The sequence below is a fragment of the Pseudomonas sp. KH_024_B2 genome, from assembly GCF_057839965.1.
Genome location: NZ_CM174502.1, coordinates 3,010,391 through 3,034,835, shown reverse-complemented (window position 1 = coordinate 3,034,835; position 24,445 = coordinate 3,010,391). Strand labels below are relative to the sequence as shown.

General features: G+C 58.5%; 23 protein-coding genes and 4 pseudogenes. 17 read left to right on the top strand and 10 right to left on the bottom strand.

What is annotated here, in order from left to right; genetic code table 11:
- The first annotated feature begins 250 nt into the window (after positions 1-250).
- From AC3I0A_RS14235 to AC3I0A_RS14190, 10 genes and pseudogenes are all read left to right on the top strand, one after another.
- Positions 251-1,585 (top strand): MFS transporter, encoded by a 1,335-nt coding sequence (locus AC3I0A_RS14235; RefSeq protein WP_489372496.1) that lies wholly within the window; start codon positions 251-253, stop codon positions 1,583-1,585.
- Positions 1,542-1,649 (top strand): annotated as a pseudogene (locus AC3I0A_RS14230) (hypothetical protein); the annotation flags it as partial. The gene AC3I0A_RS14235 and the pseudogene AC3I0A_RS14230, both read left to right, overlap by 44 nt.
- Positions 1,650-1,708: 59 nt before the next feature.
- Positions 1,709-2,287, top strand: coding sequence for an S-(hydroxymethyl)glutathione synthase (gene gfa, locus AC3I0A_RS14225; protein ID WP_489372495.1), 579 nt, complete (start codon positions 1,709-1,711; stop codon positions 2,285-2,287).
- Between the two features lie 286 nt (positions 2,288-2,573).
- Positions 2,574-3,860 (top strand): salicylate 1-monooxygenase, encoded by a 1,287-nt coding sequence (gene salA, locus AC3I0A_RS14220; protein ID WP_489372493.1) that lies wholly within the window; start codon positions 2,574-2,576, stop codon positions 3,858-3,860.
- A gap of 363 nt (positions 3,861-4,223) precedes the next feature.
- The gene (locus AC3I0A_RS14215; protein WP_489372491.1) at positions 4,224-4,700 is read left to right on the top strand and encodes an HvfA family oxazolone/thioamide-modified RiPP metallophore; all 477 of its coding nucleotides are present in this window, start codon (positions 4,224-4,226) and stop codon (positions 4,698-4,700) included.
- A gap of 74 nt (positions 4,701-4,774) precedes the next feature.
- Complete coding sequence (locus tag AC3I0A_RS14210) at positions 4,775-5,623, top strand: HvfB family MNIO-type RiPP peptide maturase (RefSeq protein ID WP_489372490.1); 849 nt, start codon at positions 4,775-4,777, stop codon at positions 5,621-5,623.
- Complete coding sequence (locus tag AC3I0A_RS14205; protein WP_489372488.1) at positions 5,616-6,368, top strand: HvfC family RiPP maturation protein; 753 nt, start codon at positions 5,616-5,618, stop codon at positions 6,366-6,368. The genes AC3I0A_RS14210 and AC3I0A_RS14205 overlap by 8 nt, the downstream gene beginning before the upstream one ends.
- A 43-nt stretch (positions 6,369-6,411) precedes the next feature.
- Complete coding sequence (locus AC3I0A_RS14200; RefSeq protein WP_489372487.1) at positions 6,412-6,843, top strand: organic hydroperoxide resistance protein; 432 nt, start codon at positions 6,412-6,414, stop codon at positions 6,841-6,843.
- 80 nt (positions 6,844-6,923) lie between these two features.
- Entirely contained in the window at positions 6,924-7,439 is a 516-nt protein-coding gene (locus AC3I0A_RS14195; protein ID WP_489372485.1) for an HvfX family Cu-binding RiPP maturation protein, read from the top strand.
- 51 nt (positions 7,440-7,490) lie between these two features.
- The gene (locus AC3I0A_RS14190) at positions 7,491-8,210 is read left to right on the top strand and encodes a hypothetical protein (protein WP_489372484.1); all 720 of its coding nucleotides are present in this window, start codon (positions 7,491-7,493) and stop codon (positions 8,208-8,210) included.
- Positions 8,211-8,276: 66 nt separating this feature from the next.
- Here the strand turns inward: AC3I0A_RS14190 and AC3I0A_RS14185 are convergent, their stop codons facing one another.
- The gene (locus AC3I0A_RS14185) at positions 8,277-9,599 is read right to left on the bottom strand and encodes an ATP-binding protein (protein ID WP_489372482.1); all 1,323 of its coding nucleotides are present in this window, start codon (positions 9,597-9,599) and stop codon (positions 8,277-8,279) included.
- Complete coding sequence (locus tag AC3I0A_RS14180) at positions 9,596-10,348, bottom strand: response regulator (protein WP_489372480.1); 753 nt, start codon at positions 10,346-10,348, stop codon at positions 9,596-9,598. Before AC3I0A_RS14180 ends, AC3I0A_RS14185 begins: the two co-directional genes overlap by 4 nt.
- A 298-nt stretch (positions 10,349-10,646) precedes the next feature.
- Between AC3I0A_RS14180 and AC3I0A_RS14175 the strand changes: the two genes are divergently transcribed.
- From AC3I0A_RS14175 to AC3I0A_RS14155, 5 genes are all read left to right on the top strand, one after another.
- A complete protein-coding gene (locus tag AC3I0A_RS14175) occupies positions 10,647-10,904 on the top strand; it encodes a DUF2790 domain-containing protein (protein ID WP_489372478.1) in 258 nt (85 codons plus the stop codon).
- A 45-nt stretch (positions 10,905-10,949) separates the two neighbouring features.
- On the top strand, positions 10,950-11,300 hold the full coding sequence (locus tag AC3I0A_RS14170) for a hypothetical protein (protein WP_489372477.1): 351 nt from the start codon (positions 10,950-10,952) through the stop codon (positions 11,298-11,300).
- Positions 11,300-12,538: a cytochrome c biogenesis protein DipZ gene (locus AC3I0A_RS14165; RefSeq protein ID WP_489372475.1), complete on the top strand. Its 1,239-nt coding sequence runs from the start codon at positions 11,300-11,302 to the stop codon at positions 12,536-12,538. The genes AC3I0A_RS14170 and AC3I0A_RS14165 overlap by 1 nt, the downstream gene beginning before the upstream one ends.
- A gap of 736 nt (positions 12,539-13,274) precedes the next feature.
- Complete coding sequence (locus AC3I0A_RS14160) at positions 13,275-13,721, top strand: cupin domain-containing protein (RefSeq protein WP_489372474.1); 447 nt, start codon at positions 13,275-13,277, stop codon at positions 13,719-13,721.
- 176 nt (positions 13,722-13,897) lie between these two features.
- The gene (locus AC3I0A_RS14155) at positions 13,898-14,833 is read left to right on the top strand and encodes an NmrA family NAD(P)-binding protein (protein ID WP_489372472.1); all 936 of its coding nucleotides are present in this window, start codon (positions 13,898-13,900) and stop codon (positions 14,831-14,833) included.
- Positions 14,834-14,842: 9 nt separating this feature from the next.
- On the opposite strand, the gene AC3I0A_RS14150 is transcribed toward AC3I0A_RS14155, so the two are convergent.
- The 3 genes and pseudogenes from AC3I0A_RS14150 to grxC all read right to left on the bottom strand — a co-directional run bounded on the left by AC3I0A_RS14150 (position 14,843) and on the right by grxC (position 17,290).
- Complete coding sequence (locus AC3I0A_RS14150; RefSeq protein WP_489372471.1) at positions 14,843-15,283, bottom strand: carboxymuconolactone decarboxylase family protein; 441 nt, start codon at positions 15,281-15,283, stop codon at positions 14,843-14,845.
- A 225-nt stretch (positions 15,284-15,508) separates the two neighbouring features.
- A pseudogene (locus AC3I0A_RS14145) lies at positions 15,509-16,723 on the bottom strand (epoxide hydrolase family protein).
- A gap of 312 nt (positions 16,724-17,035) precedes the next feature.
- The gene (gene grxC / locus AC3I0A_RS14140) at positions 17,036-17,290 is read right to left on the bottom strand and encodes a glutaredoxin 3 (protein WP_489372470.1); all 255 of its coding nucleotides are present in this window, start codon (positions 17,288-17,290) and stop codon (positions 17,036-17,038) included.
- Positions 17,291-17,378: 88 nt separating this feature from the next.
- Between grxC and AC3I0A_RS14135 the strand changes: the two genes are divergently transcribed.
- Positions 17,379-18,212, top strand: coding sequence for a cupin domain-containing protein (locus AC3I0A_RS14135; RefSeq protein ID WP_489372469.1), 834 nt, complete (start codon positions 17,379-17,381; stop codon positions 18,210-18,212).
- A 44-nt stretch (positions 18,213-18,256) separates the two neighbouring features.
- On the opposite strand, the gene AC3I0A_RS14130 is transcribed toward AC3I0A_RS14135, so the two are convergent.
- Entirely contained in the window at positions 18,257-18,757 is a 501-nt protein-coding gene (locus tag AC3I0A_RS14130; RefSeq protein WP_489372467.1) for a YkgB family protein, read from the bottom strand.
- Positions 18,758-19,223: 466 nt separating this feature from the next.
- Here AC3I0A_RS14130 and AC3I0A_RS14125 point away from each other — a divergent pair, with 466 nt between their 5' ends.
- Entirely contained in the window at positions 19,224-20,144 is a 921-nt protein-coding gene (locus tag AC3I0A_RS14125) for a LysR family transcriptional regulator (RefSeq protein WP_489372466.1), read from the top strand.
- Between the two features lie 224 nt (positions 20,145-20,368).
- On the opposite strand, the pseudogene AC3I0A_RS14120 reads toward AC3I0A_RS14125, so the two are convergent.
- The 4 genes and pseudogenes from AC3I0A_RS14120 to AC3I0A_RS14105 all read right to left on the bottom strand — a co-directional run.
- Positions 20,369-20,620 (bottom strand): annotated as a pseudogene (locus tag AC3I0A_RS14120) (alcohol dehydrogenase); the annotation flags it as partial.
- Positions 20,620-20,832: pseudogene (locus tag AC3I0A_RS14115) on the bottom strand (MFS transporter); the annotation flags it as partial. The pseudogenes AC3I0A_RS14120 and AC3I0A_RS14115, both read right to left, overlap by 1 nt.
- 202 nt (positions 20,833-21,034) lie before the next feature.
- Complete coding sequence (locus AC3I0A_RS14110) at positions 21,035-22,531, bottom strand: CoA-acylating methylmalonate-semialdehyde dehydrogenase (protein WP_489372465.1); 1,497 nt, start codon at positions 22,529-22,531, stop codon at positions 21,035-21,037.
- 121 nt (positions 22,532-22,652) lie between these two features.
- Complete coding sequence (locus tag AC3I0A_RS14105; protein ID WP_489372464.1) at positions 22,653-24,434, bottom strand: acyl-CoA dehydrogenase; 1,782 nt, start codon at positions 24,432-24,434, stop codon at positions 22,653-22,655.
- Positions 24,435-24,445: the final 11 nt, after the last annotated feature.

Sequence of the window (24,445 nt, the reverse complement as noted above, 5' to 3'; positions counted from 1 at the left end):
TCGCGTCCATCGCAAGGGCTGTGTGGCTTTTGCTCGTCTCCGATCTTTATTCACGCTCGAAATACCAGGTATTCGGATCGCTGCATTTATCACGGTTGATGCCTTGGCCATGATCGCTGCAATGCCCAAATTCTGAACGGTTTACGTCACCCAAGAACAACACGCATGTCGGTCAGCTGCTTGGGCACTGCGCGACTCCCGGAGGTGTCTGATCCTCCGGCTCTATAACAATCACAAAAAGAGCGATGCCATGCGTACGATCGATGTATCAGCCCTGATTGACGGGGCACGTTTCAACGCCTTCCATGCGCGCGTACTGTTCTGGTGTGCGCTAATCATCATCTTCGACGGCTATGACCTGGTCATCTATGGAGTCGTGTTGCCCTCACTGATGACCGAGTGGGGGCTGAGCTCATTACAGGCCGGAGCGCTGGGTAGTTGTGCGCTGGTGGGCATGATGTTGGGCGCGCTGTTTTTCGGATCATTGTCGGACCGGATAGGCAGACGTAAAACCATCATGATGTGCGTAGCTCTTTTCAGCGGTGTCACGGCGATCAACGGCTTGGCACAGAGCCCGGAGGTTTTTGCGTTATGCCGGTTTATCGCCGGCCTGGGGATCGGTGGGGTCATGCCGAACGTCGTCGCGTTGATGAATGAGTACGCGCCGAAGAAATCCCGCAGCACCTTGGTCGCCATCATGTTCAGTGGCTATTCGCTAGGAGGGATGCTGTCTGCAGGTTTGGGCATGGTGCTGATTCCTCAGTGGGGATGGCAAGCTGTGTTCTATGTGGCCTTGATTCCACTATTGGCATTGCCATTTTTGATAAGGCAGTTGCCCGAGTCGCTGGACTTCCTTCTGCGCACCGGGCAGACGGTCAAGGCCCAGATGTTACTGGCGCAGGCCGTACCGAGTTATGAGCCCAGCGCAACCGATCAGTTGAATCACATAGTAACTAAAGGCACGAACGTGTCGATTGCGCAGTTGTTCCAAGAGGGGCGCAAGTTGAGCACCTTCATGCTGTGGCTGGCGTTTTTCTGTTGCCTGCTGATGGTCTATGCATTGAGCTCCTGGTTGCCAAAACTCATGAGCGCCGCAGGTTACGGTTTGAACTCGAGCCTGGCGTTTCTGGTAGCACTGAACGTTGGCGCGATTATCGGCGCGGTAGCCGGTGGGTGGCTGGGTGATCGAATAGGTATCGCAAAGGTCTTGTTCGTCTTCTTCAGCTGTGGGGCTTTGGCCCTGAGCCTGCTCGCGCTCAAGGCCCCATTACCTGTGCTCTATTTGCTCATCGCCGTTGCCGGGGCGTGCACCATCGGTACGCAGATCCTGGCCAACGCCTGTACCGTGCAATATTACCCACCGCAAATCCGGGCTACAGGCCTCGGTTGGGCGATGGGCGTTGGTCGCACCGGCGCAATCATTGGGCCTCTGTTGGGCGGCGCACTGCATGCCTCTTCGTTACCGCTACAGGCGAGTTTTCTCATCTTCGCAATACCGGGGCTGGTAGGGGCAATAGCCATTCTGGTCTTCCTGATACAGAACGCGCGAAATCGATCTGGCTCCCTTCGTCACTCATACACTTGAACGTATCAATGAGGCCTTCGATCTAATGCATGAGGGTAAATCGATCTGCACTATTATCAAATAGTGATCCGCACCCTGGAGCTCAGGCTCCAGATCCAGACTCCCTGATACTGGAGGTCTATCGTGAGCGACTTGAAGCTTCATCCTTCGCTGGATAACGGAATAGAGCCAAGCTCTGCAAACTTCTCTGGCGGTACCCTGCAATGCCTGTGTCCGAGCGATAAGGTTGAAATCAGGATTGACGCCCAGACCCTGCACAATCACGCCTGTGGCTGCAGCAAATGCTGGAAGCCGGCAGGTGCGAAATTCGCGGTCATTGCAGTTGTTCCCCGCGATAAAGTCAGCGTCACCGCGAACGCTGAGAAGCTGGTCATTGTCGACGAGCGCGCGGTTATTCAACGACATGCTTGCAAAGAGTGCCATGCGCACATGTTCGGCCGCATCGAAAATAAAGACCATGCCTTCTATGGCCTGGACTTCGTGCATACCGAGCTATCTCCGCAAAAAGGCTGGGCTGCACCAGGCTTTGCAGCCTTCGTTTCGTCGATCATCGAAACCGGCACCCCGCCGGAGGACATGAAGGAAATTCGCGAAAAACTGCGCGCGCTCGGTTTGGAACCTTATGATTGCTTATCGCCAGATCTGATGGACGCATTGGCTACGCAAGTGGCGAAGTTGAATGGTGTTCTCGCATCCCGTTAAACCCCATTTGCCGAAGGCATTATTCGGCACGACCCACCTTGGCAGAACCATTGGTGCAACGCCCTTCACCTCTACCCGTTTCAGGTGAAGGAGGTTGCGTTCAAGCACCATTTTTCCGGATAAGGGCGGTGTTTTGATGGGCATGATGGCGAGGGATCGTCATTGCTCCGGCGAGCAATATTCACATTCGTAATGCTGGGTATGGGAGTTGCGGTATTTATCAATAGCGCTCAGATGGCGATGATTGAGTTACTCCAATAACAATCAGCCTTATGGGTACCTTGCTATGCATACCTCTCAATCTACTTTGCACATCGGTATTGTCGGCGGTGGTATCGCCGGCGTGGCATTGGCACTGGATCTGTGCCGCCACTCCCATCTGCGCGTTCAGTTGTTCGAAGCGGCGCCAGCCTTTGGCGAGGTCGGTGCAGGTGTCTCCTTCGGCGCCAATGCCGTTCGTGCCATCGCAGGTTTAGGTATTGCCGAACCCTACCGGCAGATCGCCGACCGCACGCTTGATCCCTGGCAGGATATTTGGTTCGAATGGCGCCGTGGCGAGGATGCCGGCTACCTCGGCGCAAGCCTGGCCGAAGGGGTAGGGCAGTCTTCGGTGCACCGTGCGGATTTTCTCGATGCTCTGGCCAGTCAGTTGCCAGAGGGAATCGCCCAATTCGGCAAGCGCGCGGTTAGCGTGGAACAGGATGCCGAACAGGCCCGTGTACTGTTTACCGATGGCAGCGAGCACCGCTGCGACCTGTTGATCGCCGCTGACGGTATCAAGTCTTCGATTCGTGATCATGTTCTTCAAGGCCTCGGCCAGCCCCTCGCGGCACCGCGCTTCAGCGGTACCTGTGCTTACCGTGGGATGATTGACAGCCAACAGTTGCGCGCTGCCTACCGTGCTCGGGGTGTCGATGAACACCTGGTCGACGTCCCGCAGATGTATCTGGGTCTCGATGCACACATCCTCACCTTCCCGGTCAAGCAAGGCCGGCTGATCAACGTAGTGGCCTTTATTTCCGATCGCAGTCGGCCTGACCCATCCTGGCCGAGCGATTCCCCATGGGTTCGTAATGCCAGCCAGGAAGAAATGCTTTCGGCCTTCGCCGACTGGGGCGATGCCGCGCGGGTGCTGCTCGAGTGCATTCCGGCACCGACCCTTTGGGCTCTGCATGAACTCGAAGAGCTGTCGGGCTACGTGCACGGCCGCGTAGGGCTGATCGGAGATGCGGCCCACGCGATGTTGCCGCACCAAGGCGCCGGCGCAGGGCAGGGGTTGGAAGATGCCTGGCTGTTGGCCCGACTGCTGGCCGACCCACAGGTTCTGACAAGCCGGCCGCAAGCGGTACTCGAGGTCTATGACGCTATCCGTCGTCCACGTGCCTGTCGTGTGCAACGCACGTCCTGGGAAGCCGGCGAGCTCTACGAACTGCGTGATCCGGCTGTAGCCAATAACGAGCAGCTGCTGGGCAAAACCCTTGCACAGCGTTTCGACTGGCTGTGGGATCACGATCTGCAGTCCGACTTGCGAGAGGCTCGTGAGCAATTGGGCTGGAAAGCACCCGCCTGGTGACTTGAACCAGCATGCACGGGGTGGGGCCCTAACGGCTCTGCTTCGTCCGCGAACACCAATCAGATCCTTGAGTGGCGAAGTGTCTGCTCTCGAGCCGACGCTGTTGTATCTCAGCGTATCCGGACGAGGCTTGCGGGGATTGGCTTACAAATTCTCCTTGCACCCGATACATCGTGGATACATGGCTGCGGCTAAATGGCCTCACCCGAATAGGTTTGCCCTGTCGAGGTGGAGGATGCTTTCGCGCATGTCGCTCCGGGATTCCCGGCTTCTTCCCCTTCGTCTTGTGCCTCCTCCAGGGTTTATCCGCCCTTGTGGCATGTCCCGCGCGGTTTGGCCGCGCACAGCATCCGGAGTAGCACCATGTCCCGTATATCGTTCTCGAACAAAACCAGCCTCGGCCTGGCCGCTATCGCCCTGGCCGGTGGCATGAGCCTGGCGTCATCCGCCGCCTTTGCCGTGGAGGCACTGCCCCAGGGTTACCAGTTGGCCTCCGCAGAAAAGGCCGGGGAAGGCAAGTGTGGTGAAGGCAAATGCGGTTCCAGCGAAGCCAGCAGCAAGCCCTCCAAGGCCACCACCGCCGAAGGCAAGTGCGGTGAAGGCAAGTGCGGCGATGCTTCTTTCGCCCGCACCGACACCGACGATGACAGCCGCGTTTCGCTCAAGGAACTCCTGGCGGTGGCCCCGAAAGGTACTGAGGATTTCAAAGCGATAGACACCAACAAAGACGGTTACCTCTCCGAGGCCGAGACCTACAAGTACAGGAGCAATCAGTACACCTCCAACGGCAAGAAAGTGCCCACGGAGCTGTTCTCCCGCCTGAGCAAAGCCCAGGACTGAGGCCGACGCCTTCACCTTCTGTCCTCCCTGCGCCTGTGGCCGGGGAGGGATTCTTGCCTTCTGGAGAACTCCCCATGAGCGCTGCCTCTACCTTGCATGGCGCAGGCCTCGGCTTGCGCCGTGCGCTGCTGCCCGAACTGCTGGCGACGGACGTTGGCGCCGTGGACTTTCTCGAATGCGCTCCGGATAACTGGATTGCTGTCGGCGGCGCCTATGGCGACGGCCTGGCACGCCTGGCCGAGCGGTTTCCCTTATCCTGCCACGGGCTGTCGCTCTCCCTCGGTGGACCTGCTCCGCTGGATCGCGACCTGCTGCGGCGCACCCGTCTTTTTCTCGAACACCATCGTGTGGCGCTATACAGCGAGCACTTGAGCTACAGCGCCGACGATGGTCAGCTTTACGATCTGCTGCCGCTGCCCTTTACCGAGGAGGCGGTGCACCATGTCGCCGCGCGCATTCGCCAGGCACAGGACGCACTGGGCCGGCGCATCGCGGTGGAGAACATTTCTTACTACGCCGCACCTTACCAGGCCCTGCGCGAGATCGACTTTCTCCGTGCGGTACTTGAGGAGGCCGATTGCGACCTGCTGCTGGACGTCAACAACCTCTTCGTCAACGCCTGTAATCACGGTTACGACGCCGCTGGCTACCTGGCCGCGATTCCGCCGCAGCGGGTGGTTTGCCTGCACGTGGCCGGCCATTACGACGAGGCACCGGACCTGAAGATCGACACCCACGGTGCAGCGGTTAAAGACGGTGTCTGGGCCTTGCTGGAACAGGCCTACCAGCGCTTTGGTGCGCTGCCGACACTGTTGGAGCGCGATTTCAACTTCCCACCGCTGGGCGAGTTGCTGGTCGAGGTCGAGCACATTCGCGCGCGGCAGCAGGCTGCCATTGCCTGGCCGGAGGTGCGCCATGCATGAGGTATTGCATGACCAATTGATGAGCATGGCCCGCTATGTGCGTGACCCGCAGCACAATGCGCCGCCGCCCGGTATTGAGGCGCGGCGCTTGGCGGTGTACCGAGAGCTATTCTTCGGCAATGTCGAATCCCTGCTGGCGGGTAGTTTTCCGGTGATCCGTTCCAGCCTGGGGGCGCAACTGTGGCAATCGCTGGTCCATGCCTTCTACGCCGATTACCGCTGCCGCACGCCGCTGTTCACCGAGTTGGCCGGGGAGTTCGTCGCCTACCTCGAAGAAGGCGCCGGTGATGCCCTGGAGATGCCACCCTGGCTCGCGGAGCTGGCCCATTACGAATGGGTGGAAGGCGCGCTGTTGCTGAGCGACAGGAGCGAGCCGGCGCATGACCCGGAGGGTGATCTGCTCGATGGCGTTCCTCTGCTGTCGCAGCTTGCCTGGCCGTTGGCCTACCACTGGCCTGTCAGCGAAATCGGCCCTGACTACCTGCCGCGAGAGGCACCACCACAGCCGACCTTGCTGCTGGCGCAGCGCCGGGCGGACCTGCAGGTGCATTTCTCGCTCCTGGCACCCATGGCCCACGCGTTGCTCGCTTCGCTGCAGGAGCGGCACTGCACCGGTCGCCAGCACCTGGAGGCACTGGCTGCAGCCATCGGTATCAACGCCGCGGCCATCCTGCCACAGGGCCTGGCCTTGCTGGAAAACCTGCGCGCGCAGGGCGTGGTGCTCGGCACCGCGCCCTGCGCGTAACCCAACGCCGGCACCCTCTCGTACCACCCAAGGAGACTCAACGATGACATCTATCCTGGATAGCATCATCTACACCGCTCATACCCGTACCACCGGCGGCCGCGACGGACACGGCACATCCTCTGACGGCGAGTTGAATGTGCGCCTGAGCCCGCCCGGCTCGGGCCGCCCGGGCAGCAACCCCGAGCAGCTGCTGGGTGTTGGCTGGTCGGCTTGTTTCATCGGTGCCCTGCGTCGCGCCGGGCAGAACCTCGCGATCAGCCTGCCGGAGGACGTGGCAGTGGCCGCCGAGGTTTCACTAGGCACCACCGACGGCGGCACCGGCTTTGCCCTGGCGGCCAAGCTGACCGTGGAGCTGCCGGGACTGGCGGCCGAGGACAAGGCTCGGCTGGTGGAAACGGCGCACCAGCTCTGCCCGTACTCCAAGGCGACTCGCGGCAATATCGCGGTAACTTTCGACATTCCCGCTATCTAGTCTTGATACCGCTACCTCTCTGTGGGGGCACTGGCTGTGTTCCCCACCTCCCTGACAATGAATCAAAGGGGATCAAGCCAATGCAAACAAACACCTCATCAGTCTTGAAGGGCCTGCACCTTAACCTCGATCGGGCTGGAAACTGGTTCGCACCTCTAAGCCTGCGTATTTTTCTGGCATGGGAGTTTTTCGAGTCAGGCCTGGAGAAATGGAACGGTGAAAATTGGTTCCAGGACATCCAGGCGGCCTTTCCGTTTCCCTTTAACCATGTTCCGGCCACGCTGAACTGGCAACTCTCCATGTGGGCAGAATTGCTCTGCGCCATTGCTCTGCTTGTGGGCCTGGGAACACGCCTCTCGGCACTCACCCTGATAGTGGTAACCGTGGTGGCAACCGCCGCAGTTCACTGGCCAGCCGACTGGTCGACATTGAGCGAGCTAGCCCAGGGCTACTCCATCAGCGACAAAGGCTACGGCAATTTCAAACTGCCAGTGATCTATCTCGCAGCGCTCCTGCCGCTGTTGCTCACAGGAGCCGGCAAGCTGAGCCTGGATGCGTTCATCGCACGATGCAGCGGGCGTCGGCAAACACGGTGAAAATAGACCGTGGGCCCTGCCAATCACGGCACACAACAAGAGGAACAACCAATGAATGCTTTGTTGAAGCAGGTCTTACAGGCCCACGGCGGGCTTGATCGCTGGAACAAATTTACCCGCGTCACGGCCACCATTATTGGAGGAGGTGGGTTGTGGGCCTTGAAAGGACTTGAAGCGACTACGACCCCGCGCGAGATGACTGCGACGATTCATGAACAGACAGCGTCTGCAAGTCCATTCGGACGCCCGGAATGGCATAGCGTGTTCGAACCTGGACGTGTTGCTATCGAGACCAGCGAGGGTGTGGTGGTGAGCGAACGGCTTGATCCAAGGAAGTCTTTCCTCGGCCACGCCATCGATACACCTTGGGATCCTCTTCATCTTGCCTATTTCAATGGCTATGCGATGTGGACTTATCTCAACACACCGTTCCTGCTGGCCTCGGACCGCTTCGAGGTTACCGAGGTTGAGCCCTGGCAGGAGGGCAACGAGCAGTGGCGGGTACTGCGAGCGCGATTCCCCAGGGAGGTCGAAAGCCACTGCATCGAGCAGGACTTTTACTTTGGCGAAGACTTCCTGTTGCGTCGACATGACTACCAGGTTGATGTGGCAGGAGGGTTTCGGGCTGCCCAGTACGTCAGCGACATCATCCAGGTGAAGGGTATTTCGTTTCCAACGAAGCGCCGCGCCTATATGCGCGGCAACGATCTCAAGCCAATTCGAGACTTGCTGCTGGTCTCGATTGATCTCAGTAACTTGCGACTTGAGTGACTCTGTTTTGTTGCCACCCACGCAAAACTGACGAAACGTAGGGGAATGTGTTGACCCTGAAATTCCTTAACTTACCGGCGTTGGGCCCAGCCTGATCTGCGCCGACAAGCCGCCACCCTCGCGATTGCTGAGGGTCAGGCTGCCACCGATGGCCAGCGCCAGTTGCTGGGCGATGGCTAGACCCAGGCCAGTGCCGCCGGTGTCGCGATTGCGCGAGGTTTCCAAACGGTAGAAGGGTTGCAGTACCGCCGTCAGTTCCTCGGCGGGGATACCCGGACCGCGATCCAGCACGCAAATGGAAATCTGTTCTCCGGCCTCGGAATGGACCTGGATCTCGGCCGCGCCAGCGAACTTCAGAGAGTTGTCGATCAAGTTGGTCAGGATGCGGCGCAAGGCATGGGGACGAGTAGTTATGGGAATACCGAGCCTGCCTTCGAGCGTCACCTGTTGGCCTGAGTCCTGGTAGTCGCAGGCCAGGCTGTCGAGAAACGCATCAGGGTCGATGCGACAGCTTTTCTCCACTGCACCATGCATGCTACGCGCGTAGGCCACGCCTTCATGGACCAGGCGTTCCATCTCGCTGAGGTCTTGCCAGATCTTGTCCTTTTCCGGCGAGTCATCCATGAACTCCGAGCGCAGCTTCATGCGGGTGATGGGGGTTTGCAGGTCGTGGGAGATGGCGCCGAGAATTTGCAGGCGCTCTTCCAGGTAGGCGCCAATCCGCTCCTGCATGGCGTTGAAGGCCACCGCCGCATGGGCGACTTCCGTGGGGCCGCCCTCGTCGAGCCGCGGGCCCTTGGTGTTGGGATCGAGGTTGTCAGCGGCCTCGGCCAGCTGTGCCAGCGGACGGATTGCGGTTCTCACCGCAAGCCAGGTGCAGGCCAGCAAAACGATCAACTGGATCAGTAGCACAATGGGCAACCAACGTGCCAGCGGCCACATGGCCGGCAGGATATCGAGGGTGATCGGACTGCCATCTTGAAGCGTCAGATGGGCCTGCAAGTGCGCACGCTCGCCGGCAAGCACCTCGACCGTCACCCTGTAGCGCTTGCCCACCGAGTCGTCGATCGCCTGTACCAGTTCATTGTATTGATTGGAGGGTACGGGGGAGCCTGGCTCCCCGGGGCCGAGCAGATAGCGATAGTTCCTGCGCTCGAGCTGCGGCAACCAGCCGGCCCGCTCAGCGGCGGGAAGTTGATCCAGGATGGCGATGGAGGTAGCCACATCGGTCTCCAGATTGTCGAGCATCATCGACTGAGAGCTCTGGTAGCGCTCGTAGAACAGCAGCGCGAACGACAGCCCGTGCGCCGTCACCAGACCGATCAGGAAAATCAGTGAAAGCCGGGAGGCGAGGGTGCGTGGCCAGAGGCGCAGGCGCGTGCTGCTCACTGGCGCGCCTCGAGGATTTCGACGGGCATGGAGAATACATACCCCTCGTTGCGCACGGTCTTGATATAGGCCGGCTCGTCCGCATCATCCACCAGCGGCTGACGCAGACGCTGGCGCAAGCGGCTGACCAGCAGATCGATGGAGCGGTCGAACAGGTCGGCGTCGCGGCCCTGGGTCAGGTTCAGCAACTGATCCCGGCTCAGTACTCGCTGAGGATGATCGAGGAACACCCGTAGCAACCGGTATTCGGCACCGCTGAGGGCGACCATCGTGCCGCTGCGATCGAGTAGATGACGGGTGGTGGTATCCAGCTGCCAGTCGCCGAAGCTCAGCAGGCGCCCGGGTTCGGTGACCTGAAAGTTGGGCGGCAACATGCGGGTACGGCGCAGCACGGCCTTGATCCGGGCGAGCAGTTCACGGGCGGCGAAGGGTTTGACCAGGTAATCGTCCGCGCCCATTTCCAGGCCGATGATCCGGTCCGTCTCGTCGTTGCGCGCGGTCAGCATCAACACCGGTGTGGCCCTGTGCTTGCCTACCCTGAGTTCGCGGCACAGCACCAGACCATCATCGCCGGGCATCATGATGTCCAACACGATCAGGTCCACCGGAGTGGTCTCAAGGAACGCGCGCATCTGGCGCCCATCGGCGACCACCGTCGCGCGCAGACCATTCTTCTTCAGGTAATTGGCTACCAGCTCGCGGATTTCACGATCGTCATCGACGACCAGTATGTGATCTACATGGTCCATGGACTGTTACCTCTGTGCCCCAGGTGCCATTGCATTCTATCCAATCGCATAGCGAGCGCCGCCCGGTTTTGTATACCAGTGTATCTGCAGTCCAGCAGATACATTCGCTGGAAAATCCCTGCCGTTTCCAGACCGATTCCGCTCGATTTGTATCGAACTGTATTTCCCTGTCGTTTGGATACACACCGACTGACTGCTCCGGTCAGGCTGACACATTGGAGATACGTGCACAGCCCTTAATTGCTTCACCGAGTCGCCAAGCCAGGCCACTCAGTCATTCAGCAATCGAGGATCAATCATGGGCACGAAACTCATCACCGCCGCCGGCCTTTTCGCAGCGTTGAACCTGTGCACGCTGTCGGCCCGTGCCGAAGTCGAGGCCGCCACACACGGCGCGCCAAGCCGTTTGGACATCAAGCAGGTCGTGGCCTTCGAAGAATCCTCGACTCAATTCTGCGAAATCGTCGAAGCGGGTATGACTTACCTGGACTCCCAAGACAAAACCCAGGTCTTGAAGTATCGGAAAATATCGAGCGCCTGCAGCGAGGGCGGTTGAGTTCTGTAGAACATCCGGTTTTTCAATCATCCCGAGGACACCATCATGAAAAAAATCCACACCTGTTTCACCGCGTTGTTGTTTGTTCTGGCCGGTGCGGCCAGTCATGCGGGTGCTGCGTCCGCCAAACGTCCGGACGCGAATCCGCAAAGCTGTTTCCAGCTTACGTGCGGCAAGTCCGGGATCGGCCAGCACTTGGTTGAGGGGGGGCTGATCGTACCCCTGGCCAGCGTGTTGCGTGACGGCCGCGCTGCCGCAGCCGAAGGCCTGGGCCGAGTGATTTGCGCGTCGGCCAATCACGCTGAAAACCAAAAAAACCGGAACGGATCCGCTTACTGCGGGCCGGGTTTCCGATCCCTGTCTATCCGCCTCAATTCCCTTACAGGTGAACCTTGATGCTCTTAATTGCCTTCCTGGGCGGGATCGTGACCGTCCTCAGCCCGTGCATACTGCCGGTCATACCCTTTCTCTTCGCCCGTGCGGACCGTTCGTTTCGCTCTGTATCGCTGACTCTGGTCGGCATGACGCTGACCTTTGCCGTGGTCTCGACCCTTGCGGTCGCCAGCAGCGGCTGGATCATTCAGGCAAGCGCTGTAGGCCGCCATCTGGCGCTGGTTGTACTGGCGCTCTTCGCGCTTTCGATGCTCTCGAACAGGGTAGGGGCATGGTTGACGCGGCCCTTCGTCGCCCTTGGTAATCGGCTCGATCAGTCCGGGCGCGCGATGAGCGGTTCGGCGGCCTCGGTGATGCTGGGGGTCGCCACCGGTTTGTTATGGGCACCCTGCGCAGGCCCGATTCTGGGGCTGATTCTGACCTCAGCCATGTTGCAAGGCGCCAACGTGAACACCAGTGTGTTACTGCTGGTATATGGCGGCGGTGCGGCCCTGGCCTTGGGCACGTTGATATTTGCCGGCAACCGGCTGTTGAACCGCTTGAAGCGCTCGCTGGCCGTGACGCACTGGTTTCGCCGTAGTGCCGGGGCTTTGATGTTGGTGGCAGTGGCGGTCATCGCCAGCGATGCGGATGAGAAACTGCTGACAGGCTTCTCTTCGGGCGGTGCTTACCAGGTCGAATCGGGCATTCTCGACTTGCTGCCGGACGCTGCCTCGTCGATCACCGATGGCCTGATCGGCAAGGTCAACGCCGAGCCTTTGCTAGACCTGAAAAGGGAAGGGCCCATGCCGTCTCTGAGCGGCGCGGTGCAGTGGCTAAACTCCGAGCCGTTGACCAGTGAGGCGCTGCGCGGCAAGGTCGTGCTCGTCGATTTCTGGGCTTTCGACTGCATCAACTGCAAACGCAGCATGCCCCATGTGAATGAGTGGGCGAAGAAGTACGCCAAGGACGGGCTGGTGGTGATCGGCGTGCATACTCCTGAATACGGCTTCGAGAAAGTCATCGACAGTGTGCGGGCCGAAGTCGACAGACGAGACGTCCACTACCCGGTGGCCATCGACAACGACTACCGGATCTGGACAGCGTTCCAGAATCGTTACTGGCCGGCGCACTACTTCATCGACGCTCAGGGACAGATTCGTTTCACTCATTTCGGCGAAGGTCGCTACGAGCACCAGGAAAAAGTCATTCAGCAATTGCTCAAGGAAGCGAAGGACACCCGTACTGCAAATGCTCAATAACCTGAGTGCCTGTAGGAGCGAGCTTGCTCGCGATGGCGGCCTGACAGCCGACCGATCACTTAATAGTGTACATATCCATTCCTGCGGTAACGGCCACTAATGGTTCCGCCCTTACGGCGTGTCACTTTTTCAAACGCCAAAAAGTAACCAAAAGGCTTGCCCCAAGCGTTCGGCCCCTCGCCAAGGCTCGGCGTTCCCTCGCTCCGGTGTCCATCAGGGGGCATCGCCCTCCGGTCTGCTGCGCGACGACCTCCATGCAATGTCCTCGGCTTCGCCGAGGGGCGCTGCGCGCCAGTCCCCTGATGAACACCTCCACTCGGCCTGCCGAAGGGGCGGGTAGATCAAAAGCGAAAGCAAAAGCCAAAGCGAGGCGGCCTACCGGCCGGCCTGTTTATGTGGTGACAAGCGAGCCGGATTACAGCAAAACCGTGTTGACGGAGAGGCTCAGGGCGTGATGGAGGTTAACGATAACGCGTGTTTTCTGAATGAACGCGCCGCCCTGGAGTCCATCGTCGGAACGCCGCCCGGACCAATCGAGCGTCGACCGGCTGCTCCAGGGGGGCAGCGTTCGCTTAACTGACTGGCATTGGAGCAGGGGCTGCCTTTCTGTATTTGCATGTGTCCATCTTGATCGCGTATACGCTCGCTTACAAAACCCGGCCTTTGCGACACATCCACAGTACATGCATTCATCAAAGTAGGGCTTCCAATCCCACTGCTTTGAAAGGGCATGATTATGCGATACACACGTCTCCTTGCCACCGCTGTGGCACTCGCCGCATTCGCCGGCCTCGCTCAAGCTCAAGAGTTGAAGCCTCACGCCGAGGCCAGCCAAGAGCCGAATTCGGTGAAAAGCTGGCAGACAGGCATTCAGCGCACGGATCTATTGCGCCAGAACCTCGACGTCTCCGGGCATGAGGTTATCCAGGCCCGTGTAGATATCGAGCCGGGTGTTGCATCCCCTAAGCATTCTCATCCAGGGGCGGAGGTCGCTTTTGTCCTCGAGGGCACGTTTGAGTATCAGCTCGAGGGGCAGCCACCTGTCACGCTCAAAGCCGGTGATTCCTTGTTCATCCCCGCTGGCGTCGCGCATGTCGCGAAGAATATCGGTGGGAGCAACGCGTCGGAGCTGGCGACGTACATTGTGAAGAAAGGCGAGCCGCTCCTGGTGCTGGAGAAGTAAGCGACGTCTACCGACTGTGCTTGGTCGGCATTCCCTGCATAAAGGCGGCGAGAAGCCCATTATCAATCTTGCCGCCAACCAGACAGACCGAAACCGCAGAAGAATCGTGTGCTCGAGAGAGTCTGTAATTTGCCACCGCCACAATCGTTCCAACTTCAAACTGAAGAGCGTGTGAGATGACAATGAAATCCGAACATGCAAGCCCGATTCTCGTCACCGGAGCAGCCGGCGATATCGGTGCCATTGGTCGCAATGTCACCGCCATGCTGATCACCAAAGGGCACAAGGTCCGCGCCCTGGTCCGGCGGGAGGATGAACGCGCTCAAAACTTACGCGCCCTGGGTGCCGAAGTCGTGCTGGGAGACCTGACCGACCTTGCTTCGATGCACCGGGCGATCGAAGGTTGCAAGCGCATCTACTTTGGAATGTCGGTCTCGGCGGCTTATCTGGAAGCCACTGTCAATACTGCCGCGGTGGCGCGCCACCATGGCGTCGAAGCCTTCGTAAACATGTCACAGATGACGGTCTCACAGATGAGCATCAACGAGACCACCGACAGTCCGCAGCATAAACTGCACTGGCTTGCAGAGCAGTCATTGGCTTGGTCGGGGCTGCCGGTCGTCACTGTGCGGCCCACCGTTTTTCTGGAAGGCTTTTTCCTGCGTCTCGCTGCTGCTGGCGTTCGGGAAAATGATGAGCTTGCTTTGCCTCTTGGCCACAGCAAGACATCACCTGTTTCGGCTGTCGACGTGGCTCGCGCGGTGTCTGTGATCCTCAGTGACCCGACGCCGCATATTGGTCATGCGTACAATCTGACCGGATTTGAGTCAGCTGATTTGGACCACTACGCGCAAGCCTTCTGCGAGGCGCTCGGCAGGACGATCCACTACCGCAACGTTCCGCTCCAGGATTGGAGTGAGAGGCTTCTACAGGCAGGTGTTCCAACCCACCTGATCAGCCACCTCACGGTGATGGCGCAACTTCATGCACAGGGACGCTATGACCGCATGACTGACGATCTGTTCAGGCTCACTGGCGAGATGCCGACGAGCATGGGCGACTTCGTGAAGCTTCATGCTTCAGAGTTCACCCGGGGTGACGCTGTTGTATAGGTTCATGGTTCACTCCGGCTGCATTCCAAAACCAACGCCAAAACGGTTCCAGGCATTGATTGCCGCGATGACGAACGTCAGTTCTGCCAACTCTTGATCGTTGAACAGGGCCGCCACTTCTTCGTAGATTTCATCTGGCGCGTGGTTGGCCGCAACCAACGTTAGCGTCTCGGTCCACAGCAGAGCGGCACGTTCTCGCTCGCTGAAGAAAGGCGTTTCTTTCCATGCACTCACGGCCATCAGACGGCGAAGGGTCTCGCCCGCCTTTGTCGCGTCAGTGGTGTGCATGTCGATGCAGTACGCGCAACCATTGATCTGTGAAGCCCGGATCCGCACCAGTTCACGCAGAGAACCGGGAAGTACCGATTCAGAAACGGCTTTTTCAAGGCCAAACATTGCCTTCATCGCTTGAGGAGCGGCCTGGTAATAATTGATACGTTTCGAACTCATGATTCATTCTCCAAATGTGGCCGAGGAGTACGGCCTTGGAGCTACTTTATTGATCTATAAGTTTCGGATAAAGTGGTGATTATCGTTTTAATTGTGCGATAAATAGGATAATAAAAGCCAGGCCAGACCGGTGCTGGCGGCGTCACTTGTGAGATGGGATGCGGCTGCGCAGAGACCTTCGTTATAGAAGCAAGGACAGCAGCAGAGCGCCCGGGGCCGATGCGGTCAGCGCAAAGGCCTGAAAGCGGCACGCACCTCGGCGCTGAATAGGTCCGGCTCTTCCCAGGCCGCGAAGTGTCCACCTTTGTCCACGCGATTAAAGTAGACAAGGTTGTGGTAGGCCCGGGCAGCCCAGCTCTTCGGCGGTTTGTAGACCTCCCCAGGAAATATCGTCACCGCAGCGGGAATCGAGATACCGGCCATGCTGGTGTTGCTGGCAGCGTTCTCCCAGTAAATCCGCGCGCTGGAGGTCCCTGTGTTGGTTAGCCAGTACAGCGAGATGTTGTCGAGCATCTCGTCGCGCGTGAACGCGCGTTCTGGTTCGCCGCGGGTGAATACCCAATCGCCGAACTTGTCGTAGAACCACGCCGCCAGTCCCACTGGCGAGTCGGCGAGGCTGTAGCCGATGGTTTGCGGACGCGTCCCCATGATGGCGGCGAATCCAAAGCCTTTGTTAAGGAATGCCCTCGTCTGATCAAACACTTCCCGCTCTTCCGCGTTCAGGTTTTCGGGTGCCGGATCACCGCTTCTCAGCGCCTTCGCAACTTCGGGCGGGATAGTCGTCGAGCGCTCAACCCTGTTGACATGAATGCCAAGCAGCCCGGCGGGAGCCTGACGGCCCATGGCATCGGAAATGATGGCACCCCAGTCGCCGCCTTGTGACACGTAGCGCGCGTATCCGAGGCGTTTCATGAGGGCATCCCAGGCACGGGCGACGCGGTCCGGATTCCAGCCGGTGCTTTGGGGCTTGTCCGAAAAGCCGAAGCCGGGAATGGAGGGCAGCACGAGATGGAAGGCATCCTCGGCGACCCCGCCGTGCGCCGTGGGATCGGTCAGCGGACCAATAACTTTCAGTAACTCGAAGACAGAACCGGGCCAGCCGTGGGTCATAATGAGCGGCAATGCGTTCGGATGACGCGAGCGAACGTGGATGAAGTGGATGTCCAGGCCGTCGATATTGGTCAAAAACTGTGGGAAGGCATTGAGTTTCACTTCTGCTTTTCGCCAGTCGTAACCCGTCTCCCAGTACTGCACCAGCGCTTGAAGCTTGGCGAGTTGCACGCCTTGGGAGCGGTCAGTGACCGTTTCCCGGTCTGGCCAGCGTGTTGCGCCAAGGCGGCGGCGCAGGTCAATGAGGGCTGCTTACGGAACATGGGCGCGGAAGGGGCGGATAGTGTCTGCTGCCAAGCGAGGCGCCGCATCGGGTAAGGCAGCCGCCATTATCGGACGAAACACCGCGAGCGCTGCCAACGCCGCTCCGTTCAGAATCAGGGCCCGGCGGGACAGGGCGCTAGCTTTGGTCGAGTTTTGGGCGGCCATGGTCTCACTACCTTGCGTATGGAATTTCAAGGTGAGCGAGGGGGGCGCTCACTTGGCCGTCACAACTGGCGACGCCTTCGCCACATAGGCCCATCTGGCTGAAACAAGGAAAGCCTCGGCGGTTTGGAGCATGATGGGCGGTTGCCCCTCAAATCATTACTCTAGTTGCCTTTGAGAGGATGAGAAAAATTTCGCCGCTGAAGTGCCCATCCCTCAGTTTCCCAGCAGAGCGTCGAGCTGCCCCTTGCGGTCAAGTGCTGCCATGTCATCGAAGCCACCGATATGGTGCTCGCCAATAAAGATCTGCGGCACACTGCGTCGGCCACTTCTTACAATCATTTCGTGAAATCGCTCGGGGTCGGCCTCGACGTTGATTTCTTTCACCTTGATGCTCTTGCCCGCCAACAAAGCTTTCGCGTTACGGCAATATGGGCAGATGCTGGTGGTATACATGATGACTTTATTCATGTTCGTGTTCTCCAGGCATGAAGCCTTTTTGGTGCATCTAGTCGACGCTATGATGCAGGTCGTCCAGTGATGAGTCGTGAGAGGCGGTATGGATCGCTTGTCTACGTTGTTGTTGCAGTTCGGTGTCCGCGCGAGCCTGTTCCACAATGGAGGGTTGCGCGGGGTGGCGTCATACAATGGTGCCGATCAGCTTGGCCGCATCCACTTGCTGCAGGCGGGCAGCGTCACCTTGCGTATCGCCGGCGAGCGCGACGTGCTTATTACCCGACCCAGCCTGGTGTTCCTGCCACGCCCGAGCCCGCATCAACTGGTCGCCAGCGAAGCCGACGGTGCGCAGCTGGTGTGTGCGTCGCTGGCATTCGACGGTGGCTCCGACAACCCGTTGTTGGTGTCGTTGCCCCAACGCCTGGTGCTGGCACGGGATGAACTGCCCATGCTGGCCGATACGCTGGCATGGTTGTTCAGCGAAGCCAACTCCGAGCATTGCGGCTGGGCGGCGGTGATGGATCGGTTGTTTGAGCTGCTGCTCATACAGCTGTTGCGGTATATGCTCGACCATCAGGGGTTGAGCACCGGGATGATGGCCGGTCTGGCCGATTTACGCCTGGCGCGCTCGCTGGTGCAGATGCACAACGCACCTCAACATGCTTGGTCAGTTGCAGAGTTGGCGAGCGAGTCGAACATGTCGCGCGCCGCCTATGCTGCGCATTTCCGATCCGTTATAGGGCAGACTCCTGCAGATTATCTTCTGAGTTGGCGTATCAGCCTGGCGCAAAAGCGCTTGCGTGAAGGGCGGCCGATTACGCTAATCGCCGACGAGGTCGGTTATGAAAGTCCCTCGGCTCTTGCTCGCGCGTTTCGCCGCAAAACGGGCTACAGCCCTCGGGACTGGATGAAATCCCTGACAGGAGAGGGGGCCTGAAAACATCGGACTACTTCAGACCGCCCCTGGAGGAAAACCATCAGTTAACGGGTTTCCATCTCGGTTAGAGAATGGCCCGCCACGAACACAGAAGCAGCAAGCAATCCCAAGTCTTTAAGGAGAAATTGGCCTGGAGCAACCGTAATAGCCGGGAAACCGAGACCGGGCTCAACCACTCCTGGTGTCGAGAACATAAAGCTCAACGTAGTGAAAAATAATCCGGCAGACAAAGTTCCACCGATCAATGAAAGCTTTGGTGATAGCAGGCGACCTGCAATAAGAGCACCGATCGAGATCTCCAGAACTCCGAGCAAGCTAGAGAAAATATCGACACTGAAAATGTCATAAACCCATCCCAATAGAGGGCTGTTGCTCACAAGTGGAACCAATCCCTCGGCCTCATAATGCGTGAATTTCATGCCGCCGAACCAGAAGTATATGATGGCGAGAGCAAAGTAAGTACCGTAGGTACCAATCGACATGGTTTTAACTCCAATCGATAACTTTTTCGACAAGCTATGGTTTTTGATGTTCAAAGCTTTCATTGTATAGGCTTCCAATGGTTTGGTATTGGCGGGCTTGATTAAGCAGCCATAAAATATGATTCAGGGTGATAACAAGTAGCATGCGTGAAAAAACAAAATCGTTACCCCATACTTCCTTATGTCAGAGGATCAGTGGTTTCGTTGATGCTGCTAACAATTAAACGGTTCATGAGTTATCTCCTGAAAACCTACGTGGTGTACGTTGGGCTGGAGATAGTGTTGTCTATGAGGCCACTCTCTTGGATTCCGAAAGTACAGAATTCAATGCAGATCGTCCAAGTTGGCTGGTACTTCCTGAAAGAGAGGCGGTTTCCCGTCCTCTGGCCCCCTCGCTGGAAATCAAAAGCCGGCTGTGTCCCTGGCGGGCCAGGGGAATGCCCATACGGCGTTGGAGCCACTTTATTAAACGTTCTACTGCGGATAAGCTGGCGATTACCGTTTTAATTGTGCGGAAAACAGGACAATAATGGCTTTCGACCGGCTAGAAGCAATGCGCGCGTTCTGTCGCATTGTCGAAGTGGGAAGCTTCACTGGCGCGGCTGACGCGCTGAATGTGGCGAAAACGACGATCTCCGGGCAGATTCAGGGCCTTGAAGCGCTACTGGGCGTGAAGCTGTTGCACAGGACCACCAGGAGGGTTTCGCCGACAACTGAAGGCGCGGCCTACTATGAACGCGCGCGTTCGGTATTGGATGATCTTGACGAGCTGGAGGCTTCAGTTGCACAGAGCCGAAGCGTGGCACGTGGCCGGGTGAGAGTTGAGATGCCTTCTCCAGTGGGTACATGCCTCGTTATTCCATCACTACCGGAATTCACGGCACAACATCCACAGATTCAGCTGGATATTGGGTGTAGCGAACGTGTGGTTGACCTCGTGCAAGAAGGCATCGACTGTGCTTTTCGAGGCGGCTTGGTCACGGACCAGGACCTGGTGTGTCGTTCGGTGGGTCAGATGCGGTTTTGCCTATGCTCTTCGCCTGACTATCTGCTGAGTTCGACGCCGGTACTGAAGCCCGACGACTTGCTACAACATCGTTTTATCGGATTCACATTTCCCGCCTCAAGCAAGCAGCTAATCCCGACACTTCATCGAGGCGATGACAGCTTTACCATCGAACAATTGCCGACGATGCGCTTTAACAATGGCAGCGCATACCTTACTGCCGGATTGGCCGGCCTTGGCATCGTCGCAGTTCCGCGCGCGGAGGCAAGTTCACATCTTCAGACGGGGAAGCTGGTTGAGGTGCTGCCAGGTTGGGAGTTGGATAGCATGCCGATCAGCCTCGTGTATCCATACACGCGGCATTTGTCTGCAAGGGTGCGGGCCTTCGTGGAGTGGGGGACAGCGCTAATGGCTAACCATCCGCTCTGGACGACGAAGCGCTAGGTTCGGGCAGGAGCTTCAGCATCAGGGTTTGGCCACGATCGGGTCCTTGCTTGCAGGTGTGCGATGACGGCCAACCGCCCACACGACACCGCTGGTAAGCAACACAATCGCAAGCAGCTCCAACGACTCTGGCAGGCGCTGCATGTGGAGAAAGCCATATCCGAAGGCAAATGTAGTAGCAGCGGTAAGAAGGCGCGTGCGGCGTTACCCGACGCGCCAGTCGGTCATTTGCTGGCGTCCAGCACGACGCGGTAGCGCGCCTTGCCACTGCGTAGGTGATCGATGGCGTCGTTGACCCGGCTCATGGGAAAGTGCTCGACCTGCGGCAGGATCTGATGACGTGCGCAGAATTCCAGCATAGCCGCCGTGGTACTGGGCGAGCCGACCGGCGAGGCGGACAAGGTCTTTTGTTGGGGAAGCAGATCGAACACGTGCACTGGAATAGCGCCGGGCACTACGCCAATACCGTGCATCCGCTGCTGCTCAGGTGCCAGCGGCCACGCAAAGGATTTCGTACAACGAAGGCCAGAAGGCAGGACAGCAGCAGTCCGGGCATTCCGATGGCAATGAATGCCGTGCGCCAACCATAGTTGTCGACCATCCAGGCGCCGACGCTCAGGCCGATGATGGCGGAAAGTGTCGGGGCCGCGGTGAAGCAACTGATGGCGAATGAGCGCCGATGGGGCGGGCCAATCCGGCCCAGGGTGCACCGCATCCTGATCTGGCATAAGAACGCCGGTTTGTCAGATGTGTTTGCTCCCACAGACATCATCAATCAAATCGGCGTTCTTGTTGCTGTGTTTCCCGAGGTTCCGTGAAGAACCTATTTAAAGTCACTGCCCGGCATTGAGCTTATACCGGTTTTTATTATCCGATGAGGCAACTCCTTGCTAGCTGTTGCTAGGGAAGGCGAACTGCGCCGCCTCGAGACTTGCACGTTGTGGCCAGCGTTGGGTAATCGCCTTGCGACGGGTATAGAAACGCACACCATCCGGGCCATAGGCATGCAGGTCACCGAACAGTGAGCGCTTCCAGCCGCCGAAGCTGTGGTACGCCACTGGAACCGGTAACGGTACGTTGACGCCGACCATCCCGACTTCGATTTCATCGCAGAACAATCGAGCTGCTTCACCGTCACGGGTAAAGATGCAGGTGCCATTGCCGTACTCGTGCTCGTTGATCAGTTGCATGGCCTCTTCAAGACTGTTCACCCGCACGATGCACAGCACCGGGCCGAAGATCTCTTCTTTATAGATGCGCATCTGCGGAGTAACGCGATCGAACAGGCAGCCACCGAGGAAGAAGCCACCTTCGTTACCGGTAACCTTCAATCCGCGCCCGTCGACGACCAACTGAGCACCAGCTTGCGCGCCGTCTTCGATGTAGCCGATTACCTTGTCCAGGTGTGCGCCGGTAATCAGCGGACCCATGTCCAGACCACTACTGGTACCTGCACCGATTTTCAGGGCTTTGATCTGCGGCACCAGTTTGCTGATCAGCGCATCCGCCACCTGGTCACCGACACACACGGCCACCGAAATCGCCATGCAGCGTTCACCGCACGAACCGTAAGCCGCGCCCATCAGGGCACTGACCGCGTTATCCAGATCCGCATCCGGCATCAGCACTGCGTGGTTCTTCGCTCCACCCAAGGCCTGTACACGCTTGCCGCGCTTGGTCGCTTCGCAATAGATGTATTCGGCAATCGGCGTAGAACCCACAAAACTCAGCGCTTTGACTTCCGGCGCTTCAATCAGCGCATCCACTGCTTCCTTATCGCCGTGCACCACGTTCAACACTCCTTTGGGCAGCCCGGCTTCATGCAGCAGTTCGGCGATCAGTAGCGTTGAACTCGGATCACGTTCGGAGGGTTTGAGGATGAAGCAATTGCCGCAGACGATCGCCAGCGGATACATCCACAACGGGACCATGGCCGGGAAGTTGAACGGGGTAATGCCGGCAACCACACCCAAAGGCTGGAAATCTGACCAGGCATCGATACGCGGGCCGACGTTACGGCTGTACTCACCCTTGAGGATTTCCGGAGCCGAGCAGGCGTATTCGACGTTCTCGATACCGCGCTTGAGTTCGCCAGCAGCGTCTTCCAGGGTCTTGCCGTGCTCTTCGCTGATCAACTGAGCGATACGTGCTTCGTTCTGCTCAAGCAGTTGCTTGAAGCGGAACATCACCTGGGCACGCTTGGCCGGCGGCGTATTGCGCCAGGCTGGAAAGGCTAGCTTGGCGGAGTCGATGGCCTGTTGCACGGTTTCGCGGTCAGCCAACCCGAGCGTACGGATATCCTCGCCGGTGGAGGGGTTGGATACCTTGCAAGTCCGCACGCTGCCGACGATGCGCTCTGCGTGAATCAAATGGGGGATAGTAGCCATTGTTATTTTTCTCTCATTTTGATGTCCTGGGGTAGCCAGGTCTTAACCGATGAAGTTTCCCGCCGGTACGTAGAAGTGGGGCAGTAGGCCGATATTGATGCGCTGCAGAACCTTGCTAGCGTTAGAGATCATCGGCCGCTAAACGATTTACCGTTTCGCCGCCGTACAGCACGCAATCGCGCAATGCTGCTGCCCGCGTGAGGTGGTGCCCGGCAAAGTATCGAGCGATGACGATTTTTGCGCCGTAGAAGCTCTGGTCTTCGGCGAGTCGTGGCTCGCTAATCAGCAGGGCGCGCGCCAGTTGCCAGCCACTGACCAATATCCCGCACAGTGTCAGGTAAGCGACTCCCTCGGCGTAGACCGCCTGTGCTGAACTACGATGGTGTTCAACCACATAGTCCACCACTGCCTCAAAGGCCAATCGAGCCTGGCGCAACGGACCGTGAACAGCCCGAGCATCCGGGTTGCCACTGGCGAGCAGTTGGTTCTCGGTTTCCTCAATGTGTCTGGCTAGCGACCGCGCCACTGCGCCTTGATCGCGCACCGTCTTGCGACCGATCAGATCATTGGCTTGAATGGCGGTGGTTCCTTCGTAAATCGGCAAAATCCGCGCATCTCGGAAATGCTGAGCTGCGCCGGTTTCCTCGATGAAGCCCATGCCACCATGGACTTGTATGCCCAGGCTGGTCACTTCCTGGGCCATTTCGGTGCACCAGCCCTTGATGATCGGTACCAGGAACTCATAGAGTGCCTGATGCTGCCGTCGTTGCCGGGGATCTGCATGATGTGCCGCCAGGTCGCTATGAGCTGCAGTCACATAGGCGGCTGCCCGGGCGCCTTCGGTCAAAGCGCGCATGTCCAGGAGCATGCGCTTGACGTCGGGATGCTCAATGATCGCAATGGTTCCATGGCTACTGTCCAATGCTCGGCCCTGGACGCGTACCCGCGCATAGGCAGTCGCTTGCTGTCGGGCACGTTCGGCGATGGCTACGCCTTGCATGCCGACGGCATAACGCGCCGAGTTCATCATGATGAACATGTATTCCAGGCCGCGGTTCTCCTCGCCGATCAAGGTACCGATCGCACCGCCATGATCGCCAAACTGCAGGATGGCCGTGGGGCTGGCTCTAACCCCCAGCTTATGTTCCAGGCTCAGACACTCTATGTCGTTGCGCAGATTCAGATGGCCGTCCGCATCGTGCAGGAACCTGGGAACCACAAACAGGGAAATGCCTTTGACGCCTTCCGGCGCACCGGGTACGCGTGCCAGCACCAAATGCACGATATTGCTCGCCATATCGTGCTGCCCATAGGTGATGAAAATCTTGCTACCGAATACGCGATAGCGACCATCGCCAATGGGTTCGGCACGACTGCGCAAGAGGGACAGATCCGAGCCTGCCTGGGGTTCGGTCAGGTTCATGGTGCCGGTCCATTCTCCCGATATCAGTGGTGGCAAATAGTAATCTTGCTGTTCCTTGCTGCCGGCCGTTAGCAAGGCTTCGATCGCGCCATCGGTCAACAGTGGGCACAGAGCAAAGGACATGTTGGCTGAATTGAGCATTTCATTGCAGGCCGTGCTGACCAGTTTCGGCAGCCCTGCGCCACCAAATCGGGTGGGGTGCGCCAGCCCCTGCCAACCACTGGCGGCAAACCGGGCGAAGGCTTCCTTGAAGCCAGAAGGGGTGATGACTTCGCCTGCGATCAACCGGCACCCTTGAACGTCGCCAGCATGATTGAGTGGTGCAATCACCTCCGTAGTGAATTTCGCCGACTCATCGAGCACCGCCTGCACCACATCGGGACTTGCGTCCTCCATTCCAGGTTGCCGGGCGATGGCGGCCAGGTCTGCCAACTCATTGATGACGAAGCGCATCTCTTTAACCGGGGCTTGATAGCTCATCGGTAACTCCT